This window comes from Virgibacillus doumboii (assembly GCF_902806455.1).
In the GTDB taxonomy this organism is placed as follows: Bacteria; Bacillota; Bacilli; order Bacillales; family Amphibacillaceae; genus Lentibacillus; species Lentibacillus doumboii.
The window spans coordinates 2,012,025-2,029,423 of sequence record NZ_CADCWQ010000001.1 but is presented as its reverse complement, the minus strand read 5'-3'; the positions used below and the strand labels follow the sequence as shown (position 1 = coordinate 2,029,423).

Here is a 17,399-nt window from a genome sequence, read left to right as displayed (position 1 = left end):
ATTAGTTGAGTCGGGAGGGGTTCAACATGATACATAATAAGAATATACTTTTAGGGGTTTCCGGCGGTATTGCGGCGTACAAAGCCTGTGCGTTAACAAGCAAATTAACACAGCAGGGTGCAAATGTGAAAGTGATGATGACGGAGAATGCAACCAAGTTTGTATCACCGCTGACATTTCAGGCTTTATCAAGAAACCCTGTATATACGGATACATTTGACGAAAAGGATCCGGCAAAAATTGCACACATTGATATAGCCGATTGGGCAGATATTACAGTTATTGCCCCGGCGACAGCCAATATAATTGGAAAAGTTGCAAATGGGATTGCCGACGATATGCTCTCAACAACTTTACTTGCTACACAGGCGGATGTTTATATTGCCCCTGCGATGAATGTACACATGTATGCACATCCTGTAGTTATCGCGAATATGAAACAGCTGGATGAGTGGGGATATAACTTTATCGAACCAGGTGCGGGGTATCTGGCATGCGGATACGTCGGAAAAGGCCGCCTGGAGGAACCGGAGAGTATTATTGCAGTAATCGATAAACATCAGGACAACAATGCGTTGTTTGCCGGAAAAAAGGTGTTGATTTCAGCAGGTCCGACACGGGAAAAAGTTGACCCTGTTCGATTCTTTACAAACAGATCATCCGGAAAAATGGGATTCGCACTTGCGGAAGCGGCAGCAAACATGGGAGCTGACGTAACATTGGTCACCGGTCCTGTTAGTCTTGAAACATCTAACAAAAACATTAGCCGGATTGACGTTATGAGTGCAGCAGAAATGTACGAATCGATGATGGATCATTTCCAGAAGAGTGATATTGTCATTAAGGCTGCAGCTGTTGCCGATTATCGTCCCAAACAGGTTTTCGATGAAAAAATGAAAAAGCAGTCCGGTGACTGGCAGGTCGAGATGGAACGAACGAAAGATATCATACAGTCACTTGCTGAGAAAAAAGATCACCAATTTCTGGTAGGTTTTGCAGCAGAAACGACAAATCCGCTTGAATATGGACTAGCCAAACTGCAGAAAAAACGGCTGGACGCAATCGTCATCAATAATGTTGCAGCAAAAGGAGCGGGCTTTGGCAGTGATACAAATATAGTGACGTACGTGAATAAATTACAGCAATCTGAAGAAATTTCTTTGGCAACAAAGCATGAAATCGCCGGGAGAATTATGATGTTTATTGCCCGTGACATGAAGGGTGAAGCGAAGTGAATATAGCAAAAGTTATCGTGGATGTGCCGGCAAGCTCCATTAACCAGACATTTGACTACAAAATACCCGAGCGGTTCCAGAGCATCTTAAAAGCTGGTATGCGTGTAATTGTACCGTTTGGACCCAGGAAAATAATGGGGTTCGTTGTTGGAAGAACAGTTGAATCTTCGTTTGACAAACTGAAGGAAATTCATGACGTTCTAGACTTAACCCCCGTGCTTACGGGTGAGTTACTTGATTTGGGAAGGTGGCTCGCGGATGAAACGTTAAGCTTGTACATAACTGCTTATCAGGCAATGATTCCGCAAGTTTTAAAGGCACAGTATAAAAAAGAACTGGTACGAATGAATGAAGAACAGCTGTCAGAAGAACTGGAATCTTTTTTTGCCGGCAGGGATTATGCAGCTTATGAGGAACTGGAAGGCTCACCAATCAGCTATTATAAGATTCAAAAAGCAATCCAGGACGGCGACATCAGTGTCAACTACTTGGTAAAGTCAAAGGAAACCAAAAAACATGTAACAATGATTAAGCCGAAGCGGGAGCCGCATTTATTGGATGAGGCAATCCAGGAAATGTCAAAAAATGCAAAAAAGCAAAAAGACATCCTTGCATTTTTCATCGATCATCCGGAAGAAATTGAACAGAATGTATTAATGAAAAAGATGCACACAACCAGGTCAACGCTTAAAGCTTTGTTGGATAAAGATTTGCTTGCATCAGTCCGGAAAGAAATGTATCGGAATCCGTATGACGATAATTCTTTTGCTAGGACGAAAAGCTTGGAACTGACAGATGAACAAAGTCAGGCTATTACTCCAATTAAGGAACATATAAATGATGAGGAGCATGATGTTTTTCTTCTGCATGGTGTAACCGGCAGTGGGAAAACGGAAATTTATCTGCAGGCAATCCAGGACGTTATTGCAAAAGGAAAAGAAGCCATTGTACTTGTTCCGGAAATTTCACTAACACCACAGATGGTAAAGCGTTTTAAGGGAAGGTTCGGTTCGAATGTGGCGGTATTGCACAGTGCATTATCTAACGGAGAAAAATACGACGAATGGCGCCGTATTCACCGAAAAGAAGTACAGGTAGTTGTCGGTGCGCGTTCGGCAGTATTTGCTCCTTTTGAAAATATCGGGATTATTATCATCGATGAAGAGCATGAAAATAGCTATAAACAGGAAGACCAACCACGGTATCATGCACGTGATGTAGCCATATACCGTGGTAAAAATCATCAATGTCCGATTGTTTTGGGCAGCGCAACGCCAACACTCGAATCTTATGCCCGTGCCCAAAAAGGGGTATATAAATTGGCTGAATTAACGAAACGAACCAATGACAGTGCCATGCCCAAGGTTGATATTGTTGATATGCGGAACGAACTGCATGCCGGCAACCGGTCGATGTTTTCCCGCAGTTTAAAAGAGAAAATAGAACAATGCATAAAACGGGGTGAGCAAGTAGTCCTGCTTTTGAACCGTCGGGGCTATTCGACCTTTGTAATGTGCCGGGAATGCGGCCATGTAAAAGAGTGTCCACATTGTGATATTGCTCTTACATACCATAAAAACAGTAATCAATTAAAATGTCACTATTGTTCATACGAAGAACCAATGCCATTAAATTGTCCGTCATGCAACAGTGACTTAATTCGTTTTTTCGGAACTGGTACACAACGAATAGAGGAAGGGCTGACACAATTAATTCCTGAAGCAAGTGTTATCCGGATGGATGTTGATACAACCAGAAGAAAAGGAGCACATGAGAAACTGCTCAGTCGATTTGCCAATAAAGAGGCTGATATATTGCTGGGAACACAAATGATAGCCAAAGGGCTTGATTTTGAGAATGTTACACTGGTTGGTGTGCTAACGGCGGATTCCATGCTGCATTTACCTGATTTCCGTTCTTCCGAAAAGACCTTTCAACTGCTGACACAGGTTAGCGGGAGAGCTGGCCGACATGAATTGCCAGGGGAAGTAATCATCCAGACGTATACTCCGGAACATTACAGTATTGAACTTGCAAGCAATTATGATTTTACGCAGTTTTATCAAAATGAAATGCGTATGCGGAAAACCTTTCAATATCCGCCATTTGTTTTCCTGGCATTAATAACTGTTTCACATCAGAATCATGTTTCAGCGGTACAGACGACACAACGGATTGTGCAGTTATTGTCGAATAAGATAAAGGATGAAACAGTTGTTCTTGGACCAACACCATCACCTATAGCCCGAATGAAAGATAGATATCGCTACCAATGCATGGTAAAATATAAGAGTGAACCACAACTCAGAACGTTAATAAAAAAAGTCATTCGGCAATTTGATGAAGAAATACGAAAAAATGATCTGCAAATAGCCGTCGACATGCAACCATACCAATTGATGTAGAAAGGAGTACTGGATGATGAAACGAATCGTTTTTATGGGAACACCGGATTTTTCAGTACCCATTTTACAATCTCTAGTACAATCAGAATATGAAATAGTTTTAGCAGTAACACAGCCGGATCGCCCAAAAGGCAGAAAAAAAGTAATAACTCCATCACCTGTTAAGGTGGAGGCTGAAAAACATCAAATTCCCGTGTTTCAGCCAGAGAAATTAAAAGATGAATACATGAAAATTCTTAGCTTTAAGCCGGATTTAATTGTAACGGCTGCTTATGGACAGCTTTTGCCAGACGCACTCCTGGAAGCACCAGAGTTTGGCTGTATTAATGTACATGCATCATTATTGCCCGAATTAAGAGGTGGGGCGCCAATACATTACGCTATTTTGCAGGGGAAAAAGGAAACAGGTATTACTATTATGTATATGGTGAAAAAACTGGATGCCGGGGATATTCTGACACAACAATCAGTTCCTATTACGGAAAATGATACTGTTGGAACATTGCATGATAAACTGTCCGATGCCGGGGCTTACCTATTAATGGAGACGCTCCCGCAGTTGTTTGAAAAACGTCTAAAACCAATAAGGCAGGATGAGAATGAAGCAACCTTTGCTTCCAATATAAAGCGCGAACAGGAAAAAATCGATTGGCACAAGAGTAATGATGTCATCTATAATCATATCAGGGGATTAAACCCATGGCCGGTTGCATTTACAACCTATGAAGGTAAAGTTATGAAAATCTGGGGAGCTGAAAAGGATAATACTGAATTCAGCGGGAAACCAGGAGAAATTGTACGTATTTTAGATAATGAAGCTTTTGTGGTATTGTGTGGCAATAACAAAGCAATCCATGTTACTGAAATACAGCCTGCAGGTAAAAAGAGAATGAAGGTCAAACAATACCTGCAGGGGTCATCTGATCGTATTAAAACTGGCATTATAATGGGTGATTAAATGAGTGATTTTCAAGTAAGAGAAGCAATTGTTGATCTGCTGTTACGAATTGAACAGGACAGTGGATACAGTAACTTGCTGATTGATAACGAAATTAAATCACGGAAGATAGCATCAAGGGATGAAGGACTTCTTACTGAAATTGTCTACGGCACGATTCAGCGAAAATTGACAATTGATTACTATTTGGATGCTTTTATTGATAAGAAGAAAAAAATCCAGCCGTGGGTTAGAATGCTTTTGAGAATGTCTGTCTACCAAATGATTTTCCTGGATAAAGTGCCGGACCATGCAATTATCCATGAAGCAGTTGAAATAGCAAAACATCGGGGGCACAAGGGAATTGCTTCTTTTGTTAATGGAGTACTCAGGAGCCTGCAGCGTAAAGGTGTTCCTGATATCAATAAAATTGAGAGTGCTTCGAAACGAATTTCGATTGAAACAAGTCATCCGGAATGGCTGGTTAATCGCTGGATTTCAATGTATGGCAATGAAATCACCCGTGATATGTGTCATGCTAACCTGGAAAGAAAGGCATTATCTGTCCGTGTCCAGCCATTAAAAATATCACGTGAAACCGCAATGGACGAGCTTGAAAAATTGGGTTTTGAAACAAGGGTATCCGCATTCTCCAATCAAGGAATAATCATTGATAAAGGAAACATACTGAAAAGCCGATTATTTTCTGAAGGATATGTAACCATACAGGATCAAAGCTCCATGCTGGTGGCGGAAATGCTAAAAGCCCAGCCTGGTATGGATGTTTTGGATGCCTGCAGTGCGCCTGGAGGAAAAACAACACACATTGCTGAAAAAATGGAGAATCAAGGGACAATTACTGCATATGATCTGCATGCCAAAAAGGTGAGACTGGTTGATGATAAAGCTTCTATTCTTGATTTAACTATTATCAGTACAAGTAAAGGCGACGCAAGGAAACTGCAGCAACTACATGACAAGGAAAGCTTTGATCGCATACTTGTTGATGCTCCATGTTCAGGATTAGGTGTTATACGGGGAAAACCAGACATAAAATATAATAAACAGGAAGAGGATATTACCCGTTTATCACAAATTCAATTAGACATACTTGAGAATACTGCACCGTTATTAAAAAAGGGTGGACTATTAATTTACAGTACCTGCACCGTGGACAAAAAAGAAAACGATGGTGTTGTACAAGCTTTTTTGGCGAATAATCCCGATTTCATCTTAGACACTTCCTTATTTGATGATTTGCCATCAAAGATACAAAATTCACCTGGATTAACTGAAAATGGGTTACAACTCTATCCGCAAACGTTTTACACAGATGGATTTTTCCTGACACGGTTTAAAAAGGTTTAATCAGACTATAAGTGCAGCACTGCTTTTAAGGGGTGATAGGATGAAAGGTCAATTTTTTACAGATCAGGGTCAAATAAGAAATCACAATGAAGACTCCGGCGGGATAGCTTACAACCAGAACGGCCAAATGCTTGCAATAGTAGCCGATGGTATGGGGGGACATCAAGCTGGTGATGTGGCCAGTCAAATGGCAACATCAATTATCCAGGATAAATGGCAGGAAAGTAATGAAGTTACTTCCCCTGAAAAGACAGAAACCTGGTTACTGGAAACGTTGAACGAAATAAACACTGCTATCTTTGAAAAATCGAAAAATAAAGAAGAATGTCTTGGTATGGGCACAACAGTCGTTATCGCCATTTGTACAAATGATTTTGTCACCGTTTCCCATATCGGTGACAGCCGTTGTTACCTTTTAAATGAAAATGGGTTCAAACAGATTACTGAGGACCACTCATTGGTAAATGAGCTGGTTCGTTCCGGGCAGATCAGTAAAGATGATGCGGAACAGCATCCTCGTAAAAATGTTTTATTAAAAGCATTGGGAACAGAAGAAAGTGTCGCAGCGGATACGCAATCAATCACCTGGGAAACCGGCGATAAGCTGTTATTGTGTTCAGACGGATTAACAAATAAAGTGTCAGATGAAGAATTATCACAGTTTACCCGAACAGATCAGGAATTGGAAACAACTGGTAAAGAATTAATTGACCTCGCAAATGAACGAGGCGGGGAGGATAATATATCACTTGTATTTGTACACCATGATTCCACTGAGAAAGAAGGTGAATCATAATGCTGAAAGGTCACCTGTTAAATGAACGCTACCGGATTAATGAAACGATTGGCGGCGGTGGAATGGCTAATGTTTATCTGGCGAGAGACATTATCCTGAATCGTGATGTTGCCATAAAGGTATTGCGTCTTGATTATGCCAATGATGAGGAATTTATTGCCCGTTTTGACCGTGAAGCACAATCAGCAACTAGTCTGGCACATCCGAATATCATCAACATTTATGATGTCGGGGAAGAAGATCAGATTTTATATATGGTAATGGAATATGTGGATGGTATGACACTGAAAGAATACATACAGCGCTACGGTCCAGTGGATGTGCACGAAGCTTTGGATATTATGAAGCAGATTACAGCTGCCATTTCACATGCACATGCTAATGACATCGTTCACAGAGACATAAAGCCGCAGAATATTTTAATGGATACATATGGGCAAGCCAAAGTCACTGATTTTGGAATTGCAGTGGCATTGAGTGCGACTTCATTGACACAGACGAATTCGATATTGGGTTCTGTTCATTATCTGTCGCCGGAGCAGGCACGAGGCGGAATGGCAACCAAAAAATCCGATATCTACTCCTTAGGGATTGTTCTTTTCGAATTACTGACTGGACGATTGCCATTTTCAGGTCAGTCACCAGTTTCCATCGCATTAAAACATTTGCAGAATGATACACCGTCTGTAAAACGTTTTAATCCGAATGTGCCGCAGAGCGTCGAAAATATTGTGTTGAGAGCTACAGCAAAGGATCCTTTTCATCGTTATGAGACGGTGTATGATATGGAAGAAGCTTTGGAAATGGCGCTTGATCCAAGCAGAATGGATGAGGAAAAATATACGCCTCCTAATGAAGCAGGTGAAGAGACAAAAGCTATCCCAATCATAACCGATAATCAGCTTCAGAATAATTCGAATGGTGATACGATTGTTCACCAGACAAACGGAAGTACGATTCCATATTCAAATGAGGAAAATAAAGATCAGACGAAAAATGGAAAACGAAAGAAAAATAAAAAATGGCTCATTTTCTTTATTGTTTTATTTACTTTACTGGCTTCAGGCATAGCTGCTTTATTTGTTGTACCGAAGTTTTTACAGCCCGAAGACGTTGAAATTCCAGATGTATCGTCGATGGAATATGAACAGGCAATGGCTGAATTACAGAATCTGAATTTAAAAACGAATCGTGAACTAGAGTATTCTGATGATATCGAAGACGGGATTGTAATCAAAACAGACCCGGAAGCAGGTAATACTGTAAAAGAAGAAGATACTGTTACATTGATTGTTAGTCAGGGTAAAGAAAAAGTAGAATTTGATGATTATATAGGTGACGATTTTGACCAAACCAAGCGAATACTTGAAGATAAGGGCTTTGATGATGTAACTGGAGAAGAAGTGTTTTCTGATCGGCCTGTAGGGGAAATCCTTTCACAACAGCCTTCATCAGGCTCAGAGGTGATTCCGGCTGAGACGGCAGTTACTTTTGAAATCAGTAAGGGACCTGAACCGATCGCTGTAAGAAACTTGCAGGGCATGACGGAACAGGAAGCCATTTCCAATCTGGAAGAACAGGAATTATCTGCAAATATCATCGAAGAAAACTCAGAGGATGTACCCAAGGGAGAAGTTATTCGTCAGGATCCTGTACCATATACTGAACTGGAAGATGGGGATGAGGTTGACGTTTATATCTCAACAGGTCCTGAGGAAAAGCCGCCAGTACATGTAACAAGAACATTTACTGTTCCTTATGATCCGCCTGAACAGCAATCAGAAAATCCGGATGAGCCTGTTCAACAGTCGGTTAAAATTTATATTGAAGATGCCAACCGTTCCATTTCAGATGTGGCCATAAACGATACGATAACAAAGGATAAAGAATATGAGATTACATTAACGATAAACCCGGGTAGTGTTGCAGAATACCAGGTTATCCGGGATGATAAAGTATTTATCAATAATAAAAAAGTTCCATATGAAGAAGGTGAATAAATGGCAGATGGCAGAATAATTAAGGCAATAAGCGGATTCTATTATGTAAAAGCTGAAGGTCAAATTTACCAATGCAGAGGCAGAGGTGTTTTTCGCAAAAAAAGCATCACACCACTTGTTGGGGACTTTGTGAAATTTGATCCTGAAGAGAGATACATCCTTGAAATTAAATCAAGAAAAAATGAGCTGATCCGGCCGCCGGTTGCGAATATTGACCAGGCGATTATTGTCAGTTCTGCCACGATGCCTGATTTTAACCCACTATTGTTGGATCGATTTCTTATCCTGATTGAATCAAAGGGAATCAAACCTGTTATTTTTATTACGAAAAAGGATATAATTCCGGAAACGCAACGGGAGAAGATTGCCCATTTTCAACAGGTCTATGAGGAAATAGGATACCCGGTGGAATTACTCTCTTCCATGGAAAATACAGATGAATTAAGCCGGTTGAAGCAATATTTTACCGATAATGTATCTGTAATTGCCGGGCAGTCCGGTGTTGGTAAATCATCTTTTTTAAATGCCATAAACCCGTCACTGGAATTAAAAACAGAAGAAATATCAAAAAGTCTGGGAAGAGGTAAGCATACGACAAGACATGTGGAACTCATAACAGTTGGTGACGGTCTTGTCGCTGATACACCAGGGTTCAGTACACTCGATTTTAGAGAAATCGAGGCCAATGAACTGGATGAATGTTTTCCGGAAATAAGTGAACAAAAGCCCGACTGTAAATTCCGGGGATGCCTTCATAATAAGGAGCCGAAATGTGCTGTTAAACAGGCAGTAAATGATGGCTTGGTAACTGAACAAAGGTATGAACATTATCTAAGTTTTTTAAATGAAATACAATCAAGAAAGCCGAGGTATTAATATGGTTAAAATAGCACCATCCATTCTATCAGCTGATTTTGCAAAATTGGGCGATGAAATAAAGGACGTTGAAAAAGGCGGCGCGGATTATATCCATGTTGACGTAATGGACGGGCATTTTGTTCCAAACATTACAATCGGTCCTTTAATTGTTGAAGCAATCAGACCAGTTACAGATTTACCGCTGGATGTCCATTTAATGATTGAAAATCCGGAAGCGTATATTCCAATGTTTACGGAGGCAGGTGCATCGATTATTACTGTTCATCAGGAGGCTTGCCCGCATTTACACAGGACAATTCAATTAATCAAATCCACCGGAGCTAAGGCGGGGGTGGTTATTAATCCTTCAACACCAGTGGAGATGATCAGGGAAATTCTGCATGAGGTTGACCTGGTTTTAATCATGACGGTTAATCCCGGATTTGGTGGTCAATCATTTATCCATCATGCCGTTCAAAAAATTGAACAAATTTCTGCATGGAGGAAGGAAAATAATCTGACCTTTGAAATTGAAGTTGATGGCGGCGTCAATGCTGATACAGCAAAGCTTTGTACGGATGCCGGAGCAGATATGCTTGTTGCCGGAAGTGCTGTTTTTAAACATTCCAATCGTCAGCAGGCAATGAATGATATCAAGCAGGCTGCGAAACAGGGGAAATAGAGCTATGGTACGAATAGGGATAATCGGGGGTGGACCTTCTTCACTAATTCCGGATCTTTCTGTTTACAGGAATGAAATCGATATATGGATTGGTGCAGATAGAGGTGCATTGACACTGGCAGATAACAACATGCAACTTGATTATGCTGTGGGTGATTTCGATTCGATTACCGAAATTGAAAAACAAAGGCTTAAACAAAGGGCAAAATCTTTTGAAGCTCACCCCGTTGAAAAGGACCAGACTGATTTGGAAATTGCTCTAGGCAAAGCATATGATTTGCAGCCTGAGAAAATCTATTTATTCGGGGTAACTGGTGGTCGCCTTGACCACGCACTGATAAATATTCAATTACTTTTTTCGATTGTAAATCATCAGATTCAGGGAATTATTGTTGATAAACAAAATCAGCTTGAATTAACTTTCCCGGGGGAATATAACGTTACACATAATGACGAATATCCAAATATTTCCTTTGTACCGTATTCCCGTTTTGTGAAAGGATTAACACTAAATGGATTTTATTATCCACTAACTGATCAGACAGTATCCTGGGGGTCAACTCTCTGTATATCAAACAAGCTTCTTTCAAATAATGGTACTTTTTCGTACGAAGAAGGCATACTATTACTAATAAAGAGTCGTGATGCTATATCTGGCGCGATTCCAATGTAAGCTTTGTTTGTAAACAGAGGAGGCGGAGAACTCATGAAATTTTATACTATTAAACTCCCAAGGTTTATCGGCGGATTTGTTCGTGTTGTGATCGGAACTTTTAAAAAAGATAAATAATCGAATCTGGCTTTTGTCAATACTATTGGCAGAAGCTATTTTTTTAGTGGACAGGTTGAAGCTTGCGGGTTATTAATACCTTTTTTGTGAAAGTACATAAGATTAAATGACGGAGCTTCTTTTAACTGCGAGCTGAATTTGAGTTCAATAACTCTGCTTGGGAAAATACACTATGCTGTTCATCCTGGTTAATTCAGGAAACAGTCCCGTATCTTAAGTCTCGGGCTATTTTGAACGCCGGACTGCGAGCCTCACCACACAAGGGACTCCTCACCCAGTTCCCTGTTTAGCACTCACATCGCGAATGAGTGCCCTTCGTCGTCGATTTTGTGCACTGAAGGTCACTCATAACGCGAATGAGTACCCATTCGTTGGATTTTTTCCGTCGTCAGGGCACTTGTCGACCTTGTGAGTGAGGGTTCGATTGCCCCGGGAGAGAACCGGCATAATCCAACCGTGTGGTGAATGCGCCTTCCCGACGGATACTAGTAAGATTTTTGTTCGCGATGTCAACTCCACGTTAATAGTAATAACTTATTCGGTAATAGCGAAACGTAAAAAAGCACCCAAATCGGATGCTTTTAATACATTTACTAATGTTGGATTGTTCTTTTTTCAGGTATATTTATACGCGCTCTACTTTGCCTGATTTTAAGGCACGAGCAGATACGTAAACACGTTTCGGTTTGCCATCTACCATGATACGAACTTTTTGCACATTAGCTTTCCAATTACGTTTGTTGGAATTCATAGCATGAGAACGTTGATTTCCACTGCGGGTTTTACGTCCAGTAACAACACATTTTCTAGCCATGGTATCCCTCCTACTCTGACTTGTGTCATTTAATACTTACCTAATTTATCATAAGTAGCGACCGATTGCAATTGTTATTTAAACGGATATCAAGAAAAATAGCTTGACAGATGAACATATTTCTTCCATGGTTATAAGGTACAATTTTTACATAATTACGTGATATGCTTTTAAAATGTATGCGCCTATAGTAAAATATCCTTATAATGTGTGGGTATTAAAGGAGGATAATGATGTCCATTGAACTTAATACGAATGATGGTCAAGTGACGATTACAAATGAAGTCATATCTACAATTGCAGGTGGAGCAGCAGTAGAATGCTATGGAATTGTTGGTATGGCATCTAAAAGCCAAATAAGAGATGGAATTGCTGAGATTCTTCGTAAAGAAAACTTTTCAAAAGGTGTCATTGTCAGACAGGAGGACAATCATCTTCATATTGACATGTACATCATTGTCAGTTATGGAACAAAGATTTCCGAGGTTGCACACAATGTTCAATCACAAGTTAAATACACACTAAATAAATCACTTGGATTAGCTATTGACTCCGTTAATATTTATATTCAGGGAGTCCGGGTGGCAAAGGATTAATCCTTGCCGCTTGTTGTAATGAAGGAGGAAGAGTTGTGACAGTACAATCGTTGGATGGCAAAACGTTTACACAGATGGTACTCTCAGGAGCACACCATTTAACGAACAATGCCCAAAAAATAGATGCACTAAATGTATTTCCGGTGCCTGATGGTGATACCGGAACAAATATGAATTTATCCATGACTTCCGGTGCAAATGAAGTAAAAAAACTAAACAGTGAAAATGTGTCAGAAATTGCAAATGCATTTGCGAAGGGGTTACTGATGGGTGCCAGAGGAAACTCAGGTGTTATTTTATCCCAATTGTTTCGTGGTTTCTCCAAAGGACTGGATACAAAAGAATCCGTATCATCAAAAGATTTGGCTAATGCCTTTGAAAGCGGTGTGAATACAGCATATAAAGCTGTCATGAAGCCTGTTGAGGGAACAATTTTGACTGTTGCCAAGGATGCAGCAAATACTGCAGTTGAAGAAGCGAAAAAAGAAGAAGATGTTATCGCTTTAATGGAAAAAGTTGTTGCAGAAGCAAAAGCATCGTTAAGAAGGACACCGGATCTTTTACCCGTTTTAAAAGAGGTAGGCGTTGTTGATTCAGGTGGTCAGGGACTGCTGACTATTTATGAAGGCTTTTTGGCTGCACTAAAAGGTGAAGAACTTCCGGAAGAAGATTCCGATACAGTTGATATGGAAGACATGGTCAACGCTGAACATCATAAAATTAATCAGGACTTTATGGACACTTCTGAGATCGAATTTGGTTACTGCACTGAATTTATGGTTAAATTTGAAGATGAAAAATTAAAGGAAAATCCATTTGATGAAGCGACATTCCGTGACGAACTAAGTGAGCATGGCGACTCATTGCTGGTTGTTTCTGATGATGAGATTGTAAAGGTCCATGTTCATGCGGAATATCCTGGTACAGTGATGACTCTCGGGCAGCGCTTCGGCAGTTTAACGAATATGAAGATTGAGAATATGCGTGAGCAGCATACTGCAATTGTCGGTGATAATGATAAAAAATCTGCACCTGCCGAACAGGGGGAATATGGAATTGTCACCGTTGCAATGGGAACAGGATTGAAATCTTTATTTGAAAGCCTCGGGGCAACAGTAGTGATCGAGGGTGGGCAAACAATGAATCCAAGTACTCAGGATATTGCAGAAGCCATTCAAATAGCAAATGCAAAAAATGTACTTATTTTGCCGAACAACAAAAATATTGTTATGGCAGCTGAACAAGCAGCTGAACTGGCAGAAGTGAGTGCGGAAGTTGTACCGACAAAAACGATTCCACAAGGGATAAGTGCATTGCTGGCATTCCATCCGGATGCAGCAATTACGGAAAACAAAGAAACGATGGCAGAAGCAAGTAAAGAAGTTAAAACGGGGCAGGTTACATATGCAGTCCGTGATACACAAATTGACGGTATTACGATAGAAAAAGACCACTTTATGGGAATTGCAGATGGAAAAATAACTTCATCCAACCAGGATAAACTGGAAACAGTTAAATCATTGCTTAACGAGATGATTACTGAAGATGATGAAATCCTTACGATTTTACAAGGTGAAGACGCAACCGATGAAGAAGTGGAAGAACTCGTGAAATATATAGAAGATAAGTACGACGATGTGGAAATTGAAGTCCACCATGGTAACCAGCCGATTTATTCGTATATATTTTCAGTTGAATAATTTGTAAAGTAATCCCGTATCACGTTGGAAGAGGTGGTGCGGGATTTTTTATATGTTATTTTTTTGTAAGGCTTAGCTGATTAGCAAGTGGAACACAGAAAACGTTTCGACTGTGCCTTATTAGTAATTTATATTCAAGAGATAGTAGTGTATTTGGCATTTTAATCTTAGTATGTTTGGCGGTGTATTTATAATAGACAATTTATTGAAGATATAGAATCAAAAAATTATTCAATTAACAGCCCTTTATTAAATACCAATGAAACCAATATAGTAAAGTAGCGTATTTACATAATGAAAAGTTAATTACTGCTAATGAAACGCTTCCGATATTTTTCTCCACCTGTTTTCTTTAAAAAGTTTTGCTAGAAAAGATTCTTAATGGGAAGTGATGAAGTGAAACTGATCAGCAAAATCCAGGAAAAGTGCAAAGAAAGAAATAAGCTGTTTTTGATTTTAGACGTTCTTTTTTCACTGTTGACGCTTTATTTTGCTATTCGACTTTTATTTGTATCCACTTCGGCATTAGCAAATTCAAATGATTCAACTGATCTTCCATATGTATTAGCCTTTGCCATGTCTCTATCTTTAGGGTTATCTTGGACTGTTCGTGTCGTAGAAATGTTAGTTACGGGAAAAAGAAAGTATTTTATTTTACATCTTATAGCCGCAATTATTGCTTTAGGTGTTTCTGTAATAGAATTACGGTGGCTTCTTATTTGGTAATAATTTCGGAGGAGATAATTCTGTGTTAGGTATGTTATAAGTAATATAAGATAATAAAAACGGTTCGATATTCAAACAAAAACTCAATACTTTTTTCTGAACGGTAACACAATTAAAAGCCTCTGTAAGTCACGATAAACTTCAGTATAATAAATATTAACAGTACCCGCAAAGCCTCTTAACAATGCGAATCAAGATGGGTCATTTTAGTTTTTTACATGAAAATGGGCGTAGAATTCATTACTACATTCATAGGTTAAACTTCTCCCTTTAGATGTTATAATTATAGTATTAGATTTAATATAGCTTTTTGATTCAACTGCAATTGGTAATAAGTTTACATTTTTGGCAGTTGCCGTATTGCACCGTTGAATAGAAGTGGGCGGATATTAATATTTTTTTTCTTAAATAATAGCAAAACTCGGCACAGGAAGCCGTTTTTCATAAAAATTGGAGTTGGTGGTAATGATGAAGCAAGTGGGAGCTTTCCTATTGCGCAGCATAAGCAGCCTGTTTGGTTACTCCTTTATTTGGCTGATCAGTTTCTTTGCGTTAGAACAAGGATTCCTCTTTTCCGTATTATATGGTGTCATTGGACGGGGAGCTGTTTTCTTTTCCGTTAAAGGTGTGCAACGGGGAATAGATATAAAAAGAAGTGGATTGAAGGTGGGGGAGTACCGCTATATCACCAGAAATTTAAAGGAAGCAAAAAAGAAAATTTCACGTCTGCAAAAAACATTATTTCGTGTACGGAATTTCCAGGATGCAAAGCAGAATTTACTATTAATGCAGATCGTGCGTAAAATTTATGCGAATACTAAAAAAGAACCAGAACGTTTCTACAAGGCAGAACGATTTTATTATAAAAACCTGGACTCTCTTGTGGAAATAGCAGAAAAATATACTTATTTGCAGCAGCAGCCTGCAAAAAATGCTGAAATGTCCAAAGCGTTGGCCGATACACGTGATACGATGCACATGTTAACCGGTACAGTGAATAACGATTTGCATTATATGTTAAGGGACGATATGGAAGTATTGGATTTTGAAATGGAAGCAGCCAAGCGTACGATTAGTGATACGAATAAATAAAACAGGAGAGTGCTGGAATGAGTGAAAATACAGAACGTAAACGCGATGCAATGGATGACTTATTAGCAAACCCATTTGGTGAACAAAATCAAAAGCAAACACCACCGGTAGAAAGCGGGGAAGAAAAAGACAATAAATTAGTAGATACACTAAGTGAAGCGGATCGGAAAAGGGCTATGGATTTGTCTGAGCAAATTGATCCTGAAAATTATCAGTCTATTACGGAGTATGGAACAGAAGCGCAGTCAAAACTGATGAATTTTTCCCATTCGATGCTTGATAATGTAAAAAATAAAGATGTTGGTGACATTGGTTCTATCCTAACGGATTTAATGAAAAGACTGGAGCAAGTCAATCCGGATGAACTGCAGCCGGAAAAACGCGGCTTATTTTCCCGTTTTTTCGGAAAAGTTTCCGGTTCAGTAAATGAAATAATGTCCAAATATCAAAAAACGGGCGCGCAAATTGATAAGATCAGTGTTAAATTGGAGCGAAGCAAAGATGTATTAACAAAAGACAATCATTCGCTGCAGGAAATGTTTTATAAAAACCGTGATTACTTCGATGCCTTAAATGTTTATATTGCAGCAGGCGAGGTGAAAAAAGAAGAACTGATCAATACAACCATTCCTGAATTAAAACAAAAAGCTGAAGAGACTCAAAATCAAATGGATATGCAGGAAGTCAATGATGTTATGCAATTTGCAGAACGGCTGGATAAACGGCTGCATGATTTAAAGCTGAGCAAACAAATTACGTTGCAAACCGCCCCGCAAATTCGCTTGATTCAAAATACCAATCAGGCGTTAGTGGAGAAAATTCAATCATCGATTTTAACATCCATTCCGCTTTGGAAAAATCAAATTGCTATTGCACTTACGTTACTTCGCCAGCAAAATGCTGTGGAGGCTCAGAAAGAAGTATCCAAGACAACAAATGAATTGTTGCTGAAAAATTCGGACATGCTTAAAACCAATACGATTGAAGCTGCAAAAGAAAATGAGCGCGGTGTGGTAGATATAGAAACATTAAAGAAAACGCAGGAAAATTTGCTATCAACCATTGAAGAAACGATGCGTATTCAAACTGAAGGACGCGAAAAACGGAAACAGGCAGAAGAGGAAATAACAGGGATGGAGTATGAAATGAAACAAAAACTCCTGGAACTCGGAAACAATCGTTCATAGAGTAAAAAACAGATAGAAAATGTATCAAGTAGATCATAATAAGATACAAGTTAAGAGTCATCCTCGATGGGTGAGATCATTAATATAGAGGATGTACAATCCTGGTTTCAAGTGCTGACGATGAACTCAAAGTAGATGGTGTTGAGACTTTGGACTTAAAATATTTCCCTTTGGAACGGATACCATCATGTTTGCAAAGCAACACGAAGATGC

Annotated in this window: 16 protein-coding genes; 15 read left to right on the top strand and 1 reads right to left on the bottom strand. The window is 39.5% G+C overall.

The window, feature by feature from the left end:
• Nucleotides 1-26: 26 nt before the first annotated feature.
• Genes coaBC through spoVM form a run of 10 tightly spaced genes read left to right on the top strand, consistent with a single transcriptional unit; the run spans nt 27 to nt 11,071 of the window.
• On the top strand, nt 27-1,235 hold the full coding sequence (gene coaBC, locus G6R02_RS09875; RefSeq protein WP_164669058.1) for a bifunctional phosphopantothenoylcysteine decarboxylase/phosphopantothenate--cysteine ligase CoaBC: 1,209 nt from the start codon (nt 27-29) through the stop codon (nt 1,233-1,235).
• Entirely contained in the window at nt 1,232-3,640 is a 2,409-nt protein-coding gene (priA, locus tag G6R02_RS09870) for a primosomal protein N' (protein WP_164669057.1), read from the top strand. The genes coaBC and priA overlap by 4 nt, the downstream gene beginning before the upstream one ends.
• A 16-nt stretch (nt 3,641-3,656) precedes the next feature.
• Nucleotides 3,657-4,598 (top strand): methionyl-tRNA formyltransferase, encoded by a 942-nt coding sequence (gene fmt, locus G6R02_RS09865; protein WP_164669056.1) that lies wholly within the window; start codon nt 3,657-3,659, stop codon nt 4,596-4,598.
• Nucleotides 4,599-5,945 (top strand): 16S rRNA (cytosine(967)-C(5))-methyltransferase RsmB, encoded by a 1,347-nt coding sequence (rsmB, locus tag G6R02_RS09860; protein ID WP_164669055.1) that lies wholly within the window; start codon nt 4,599-4,601, stop codon nt 5,943-5,945. It abuts the gene before it with no gap.
• A gap of 40 nt (nt 5,946-5,985) precedes the next feature.
• Nucleotides 5,986-6,741 carry a Stp1/IreP family PP2C-type Ser/Thr phosphatase gene (locus G6R02_RS09855; RefSeq protein WP_164669054.1) on the top strand — a complete coding sequence of 252 codons (756 nt, stop codon included), beginning with the start codon at nt 5,986-5,988 and terminating at the stop codon, nt 6,739-6,741.
• Nucleotides 6,741-8,741 (top strand): Stk1 family PASTA domain-containing Ser/Thr kinase, encoded by a 2,001-nt coding sequence (gene pknB / locus G6R02_RS09850; protein ID WP_164669053.1) that lies wholly within the window; start codon nt 6,741-6,743, stop codon nt 8,739-8,741. Before G6R02_RS09855 ends, pknB begins: the two co-directional genes overlap by 1 nt.
• Entirely contained in the window at nt 8,742-9,617 is an 876-nt protein-coding gene (gene rsgA / locus G6R02_RS09845) for a ribosome small subunit-dependent GTPase A (RefSeq protein ID WP_164669052.1), read from the top strand.
• Nucleotide 9,618: 1 nt separating this feature from the next.
• Complete coding sequence (gene rpe / locus G6R02_RS09840; protein WP_164669051.1) at nt 9,619-10,281, top strand: ribulose-phosphate 3-epimerase; 663 nt, start codon at nt 9,619-9,621, stop codon at nt 10,279-10,281.
• Between the two features lie 4 nt (nt 10,282-10,285).
• Nucleotides 10,286-10,954: a thiamine diphosphokinase gene (locus tag G6R02_RS09835; protein WP_164669050.1), complete on the top strand. Its 669-nt coding sequence runs from the start codon at nt 10,286-10,288 to the stop codon at nt 10,952-10,954.
• A gap of 33 nt (nt 10,955-10,987) precedes the next feature.
• Nucleotides 10,988-11,071 carry a stage V sporulation protein SpoVM gene (gene spoVM, locus G6R02_RS09830; protein WP_164670369.1) on the top strand — a complete coding sequence of 28 codons (84 nt, stop codon included), beginning with the start codon at nt 10,988-10,990 and terminating at the stop codon, nt 11,069-11,071.
• A gap of 625 nt (nt 11,072-11,696) precedes the next feature.
• On the opposite strand, the gene rpmB is transcribed toward spoVM, so the two are convergent.
• A complete protein-coding gene (rpmB, locus tag G6R02_RS09825) occupies nt 11,697-11,885 on the bottom strand; it encodes a 50S ribosomal protein L28 (RefSeq protein ID WP_072886868.1) in 189 nt (62 codons plus the stop codon).
• Between the two features lie 233 nt (nt 11,886-12,118).
• Here rpmB and G6R02_RS09820 point away from each other — a divergent pair, with 233 nt between their 5' ends.
• The 5 genes from G6R02_RS09820 to G6R02_RS09800 all read left to right on the top strand — a co-directional run bounded on the left by G6R02_RS09820 (nt 12,119) and on the right by G6R02_RS09800 (nt 17,186).
• Nucleotides 12,119-12,481 carry an Asp23/Gls24 family envelope stress response protein gene (locus tag G6R02_RS09820; protein WP_164669049.1) on the top strand — a complete coding sequence of 121 codons (363 nt, stop codon included), beginning with the start codon at nt 12,119-12,121 and terminating at the stop codon, nt 12,479-12,481.
• Between the two features lie 35 nt (nt 12,482-12,516).
• Entirely contained in the window at nt 12,517-14,181 is a 1,665-nt protein-coding gene (locus G6R02_RS09815) for a DAK2 domain-containing protein (protein ID WP_164669048.1), read from the top strand.
• A 396-nt stretch (nt 14,182-14,577) separates the two neighbouring features.
• Nucleotides 14,578-14,907: a hypothetical protein gene (locus G6R02_RS09810; protein ID WP_164669047.1), complete on the top strand. Its 330-nt coding sequence runs from the start codon at nt 14,578-14,580 to the stop codon at nt 14,905-14,907.
• Between the two features lie 465 nt (nt 14,908-15,372).
• Complete coding sequence (locus G6R02_RS09805) at nt 15,373-15,999, top strand: 5-bromo-4-chloroindolyl phosphate hydrolysis family protein (RefSeq protein WP_246202540.1); 627 nt, start codon at nt 15,373-15,375, stop codon at nt 15,997-15,999.
• A 17-nt stretch (nt 16,000-16,016) separates the two neighbouring features.
• Complete coding sequence (locus G6R02_RS09800; protein ID WP_164669046.1) at nt 16,017-17,186, top strand: toxic anion resistance protein; 1,170 nt, start codon at nt 16,017-16,019, stop codon at nt 17,184-17,186.
• The last annotated feature ends 213 nt before the right edge of the window (nt 17,187-17,399 follow it).

Excerpts from the sequence above, each read along its gene's own strand:
- G6R02_RS09835 (WP_164669050.1), top strand. The coding sequence starts at position 10,286 with ATGGTACGAATAGGGATAATCGGGGGTGGACCTTCTTCACTAATTCCG.
- G6R02_RS09855 (WP_164669054.1), top strand. The coding sequence starts at position 5,986 with ATGAAAGGTCAATTTTTTACAGATCAGGGTCAAATAAGAAATCACAAT.
- rpe (WP_164669051.1), top strand. The coding sequence starts at position 9,619 with ATGGTTAAAATAGCACCATCCATTCTATCAGCTGATTTTGCAAAATTG.
- coaBC (WP_164669058.1), top strand. The coding sequence starts at position 27 with ATGATACATAATAAGAATATACTTTTAGGGGTTTCCGGCGGTATTGCG.
- fmt (WP_164669056.1), top strand. The coding sequence starts at position 3,657 with ATGAAACGAATCGTTTTTATGGGAACACCGGATTTTTCAGTACCCATT.
- pknB (WP_164669053.1), top strand. The coding sequence starts at position 6,741 with ATGCTGAAAGGTCACCTGTTAAATGAACGCTACCGGATTAATGAAACG.
- rpmB (WP_072886868.1), bottom strand. The coding sequence starts at position 11,885 with ATGGCTAGAAAATGTGTTGTTACTGGACGTAAAACCCGCAGTGGAAAT.
- spoVM (WP_164670369.1), top strand. The coding sequence starts at position 10,988 with ATGAAATTTTATACTATTAAACTCCCAAGGTTTATCGGCGGATTTGTT.
- G6R02_RS09800 (WP_164669046.1), top strand. The coding sequence starts at position 16,017 with ATGAGTGAAAATACAGAACGTAAACGCGATGCAATGGATGACTTATTA.
- G6R02_RS09820 (WP_164669049.1), top strand. The coding sequence starts at position 12,119 with ATGTCCATTGAACTTAATACGAATGATGGTCAAGTGACGATTACAAAT.
- rsmB (WP_164669055.1), top strand. The coding sequence starts at position 4,599 with ATGAGTGATTTTCAAGTAAGAGAAGCAATTGTTGATCTGCTGTTACGA.
- G6R02_RS09805 (WP_246202540.1), top strand. The coding sequence starts at position 15,373 with ATGATGAAGCAAGTGGGAGCTTTCCTATTGCGCAGCATAAGCAGCCTG.
- rsgA (WP_164669052.1), top strand. The coding sequence starts at position 8,742 with ATGGCAGATGGCAGAATAATTAAGGCAATAAGCGGATTCTATTATGTA.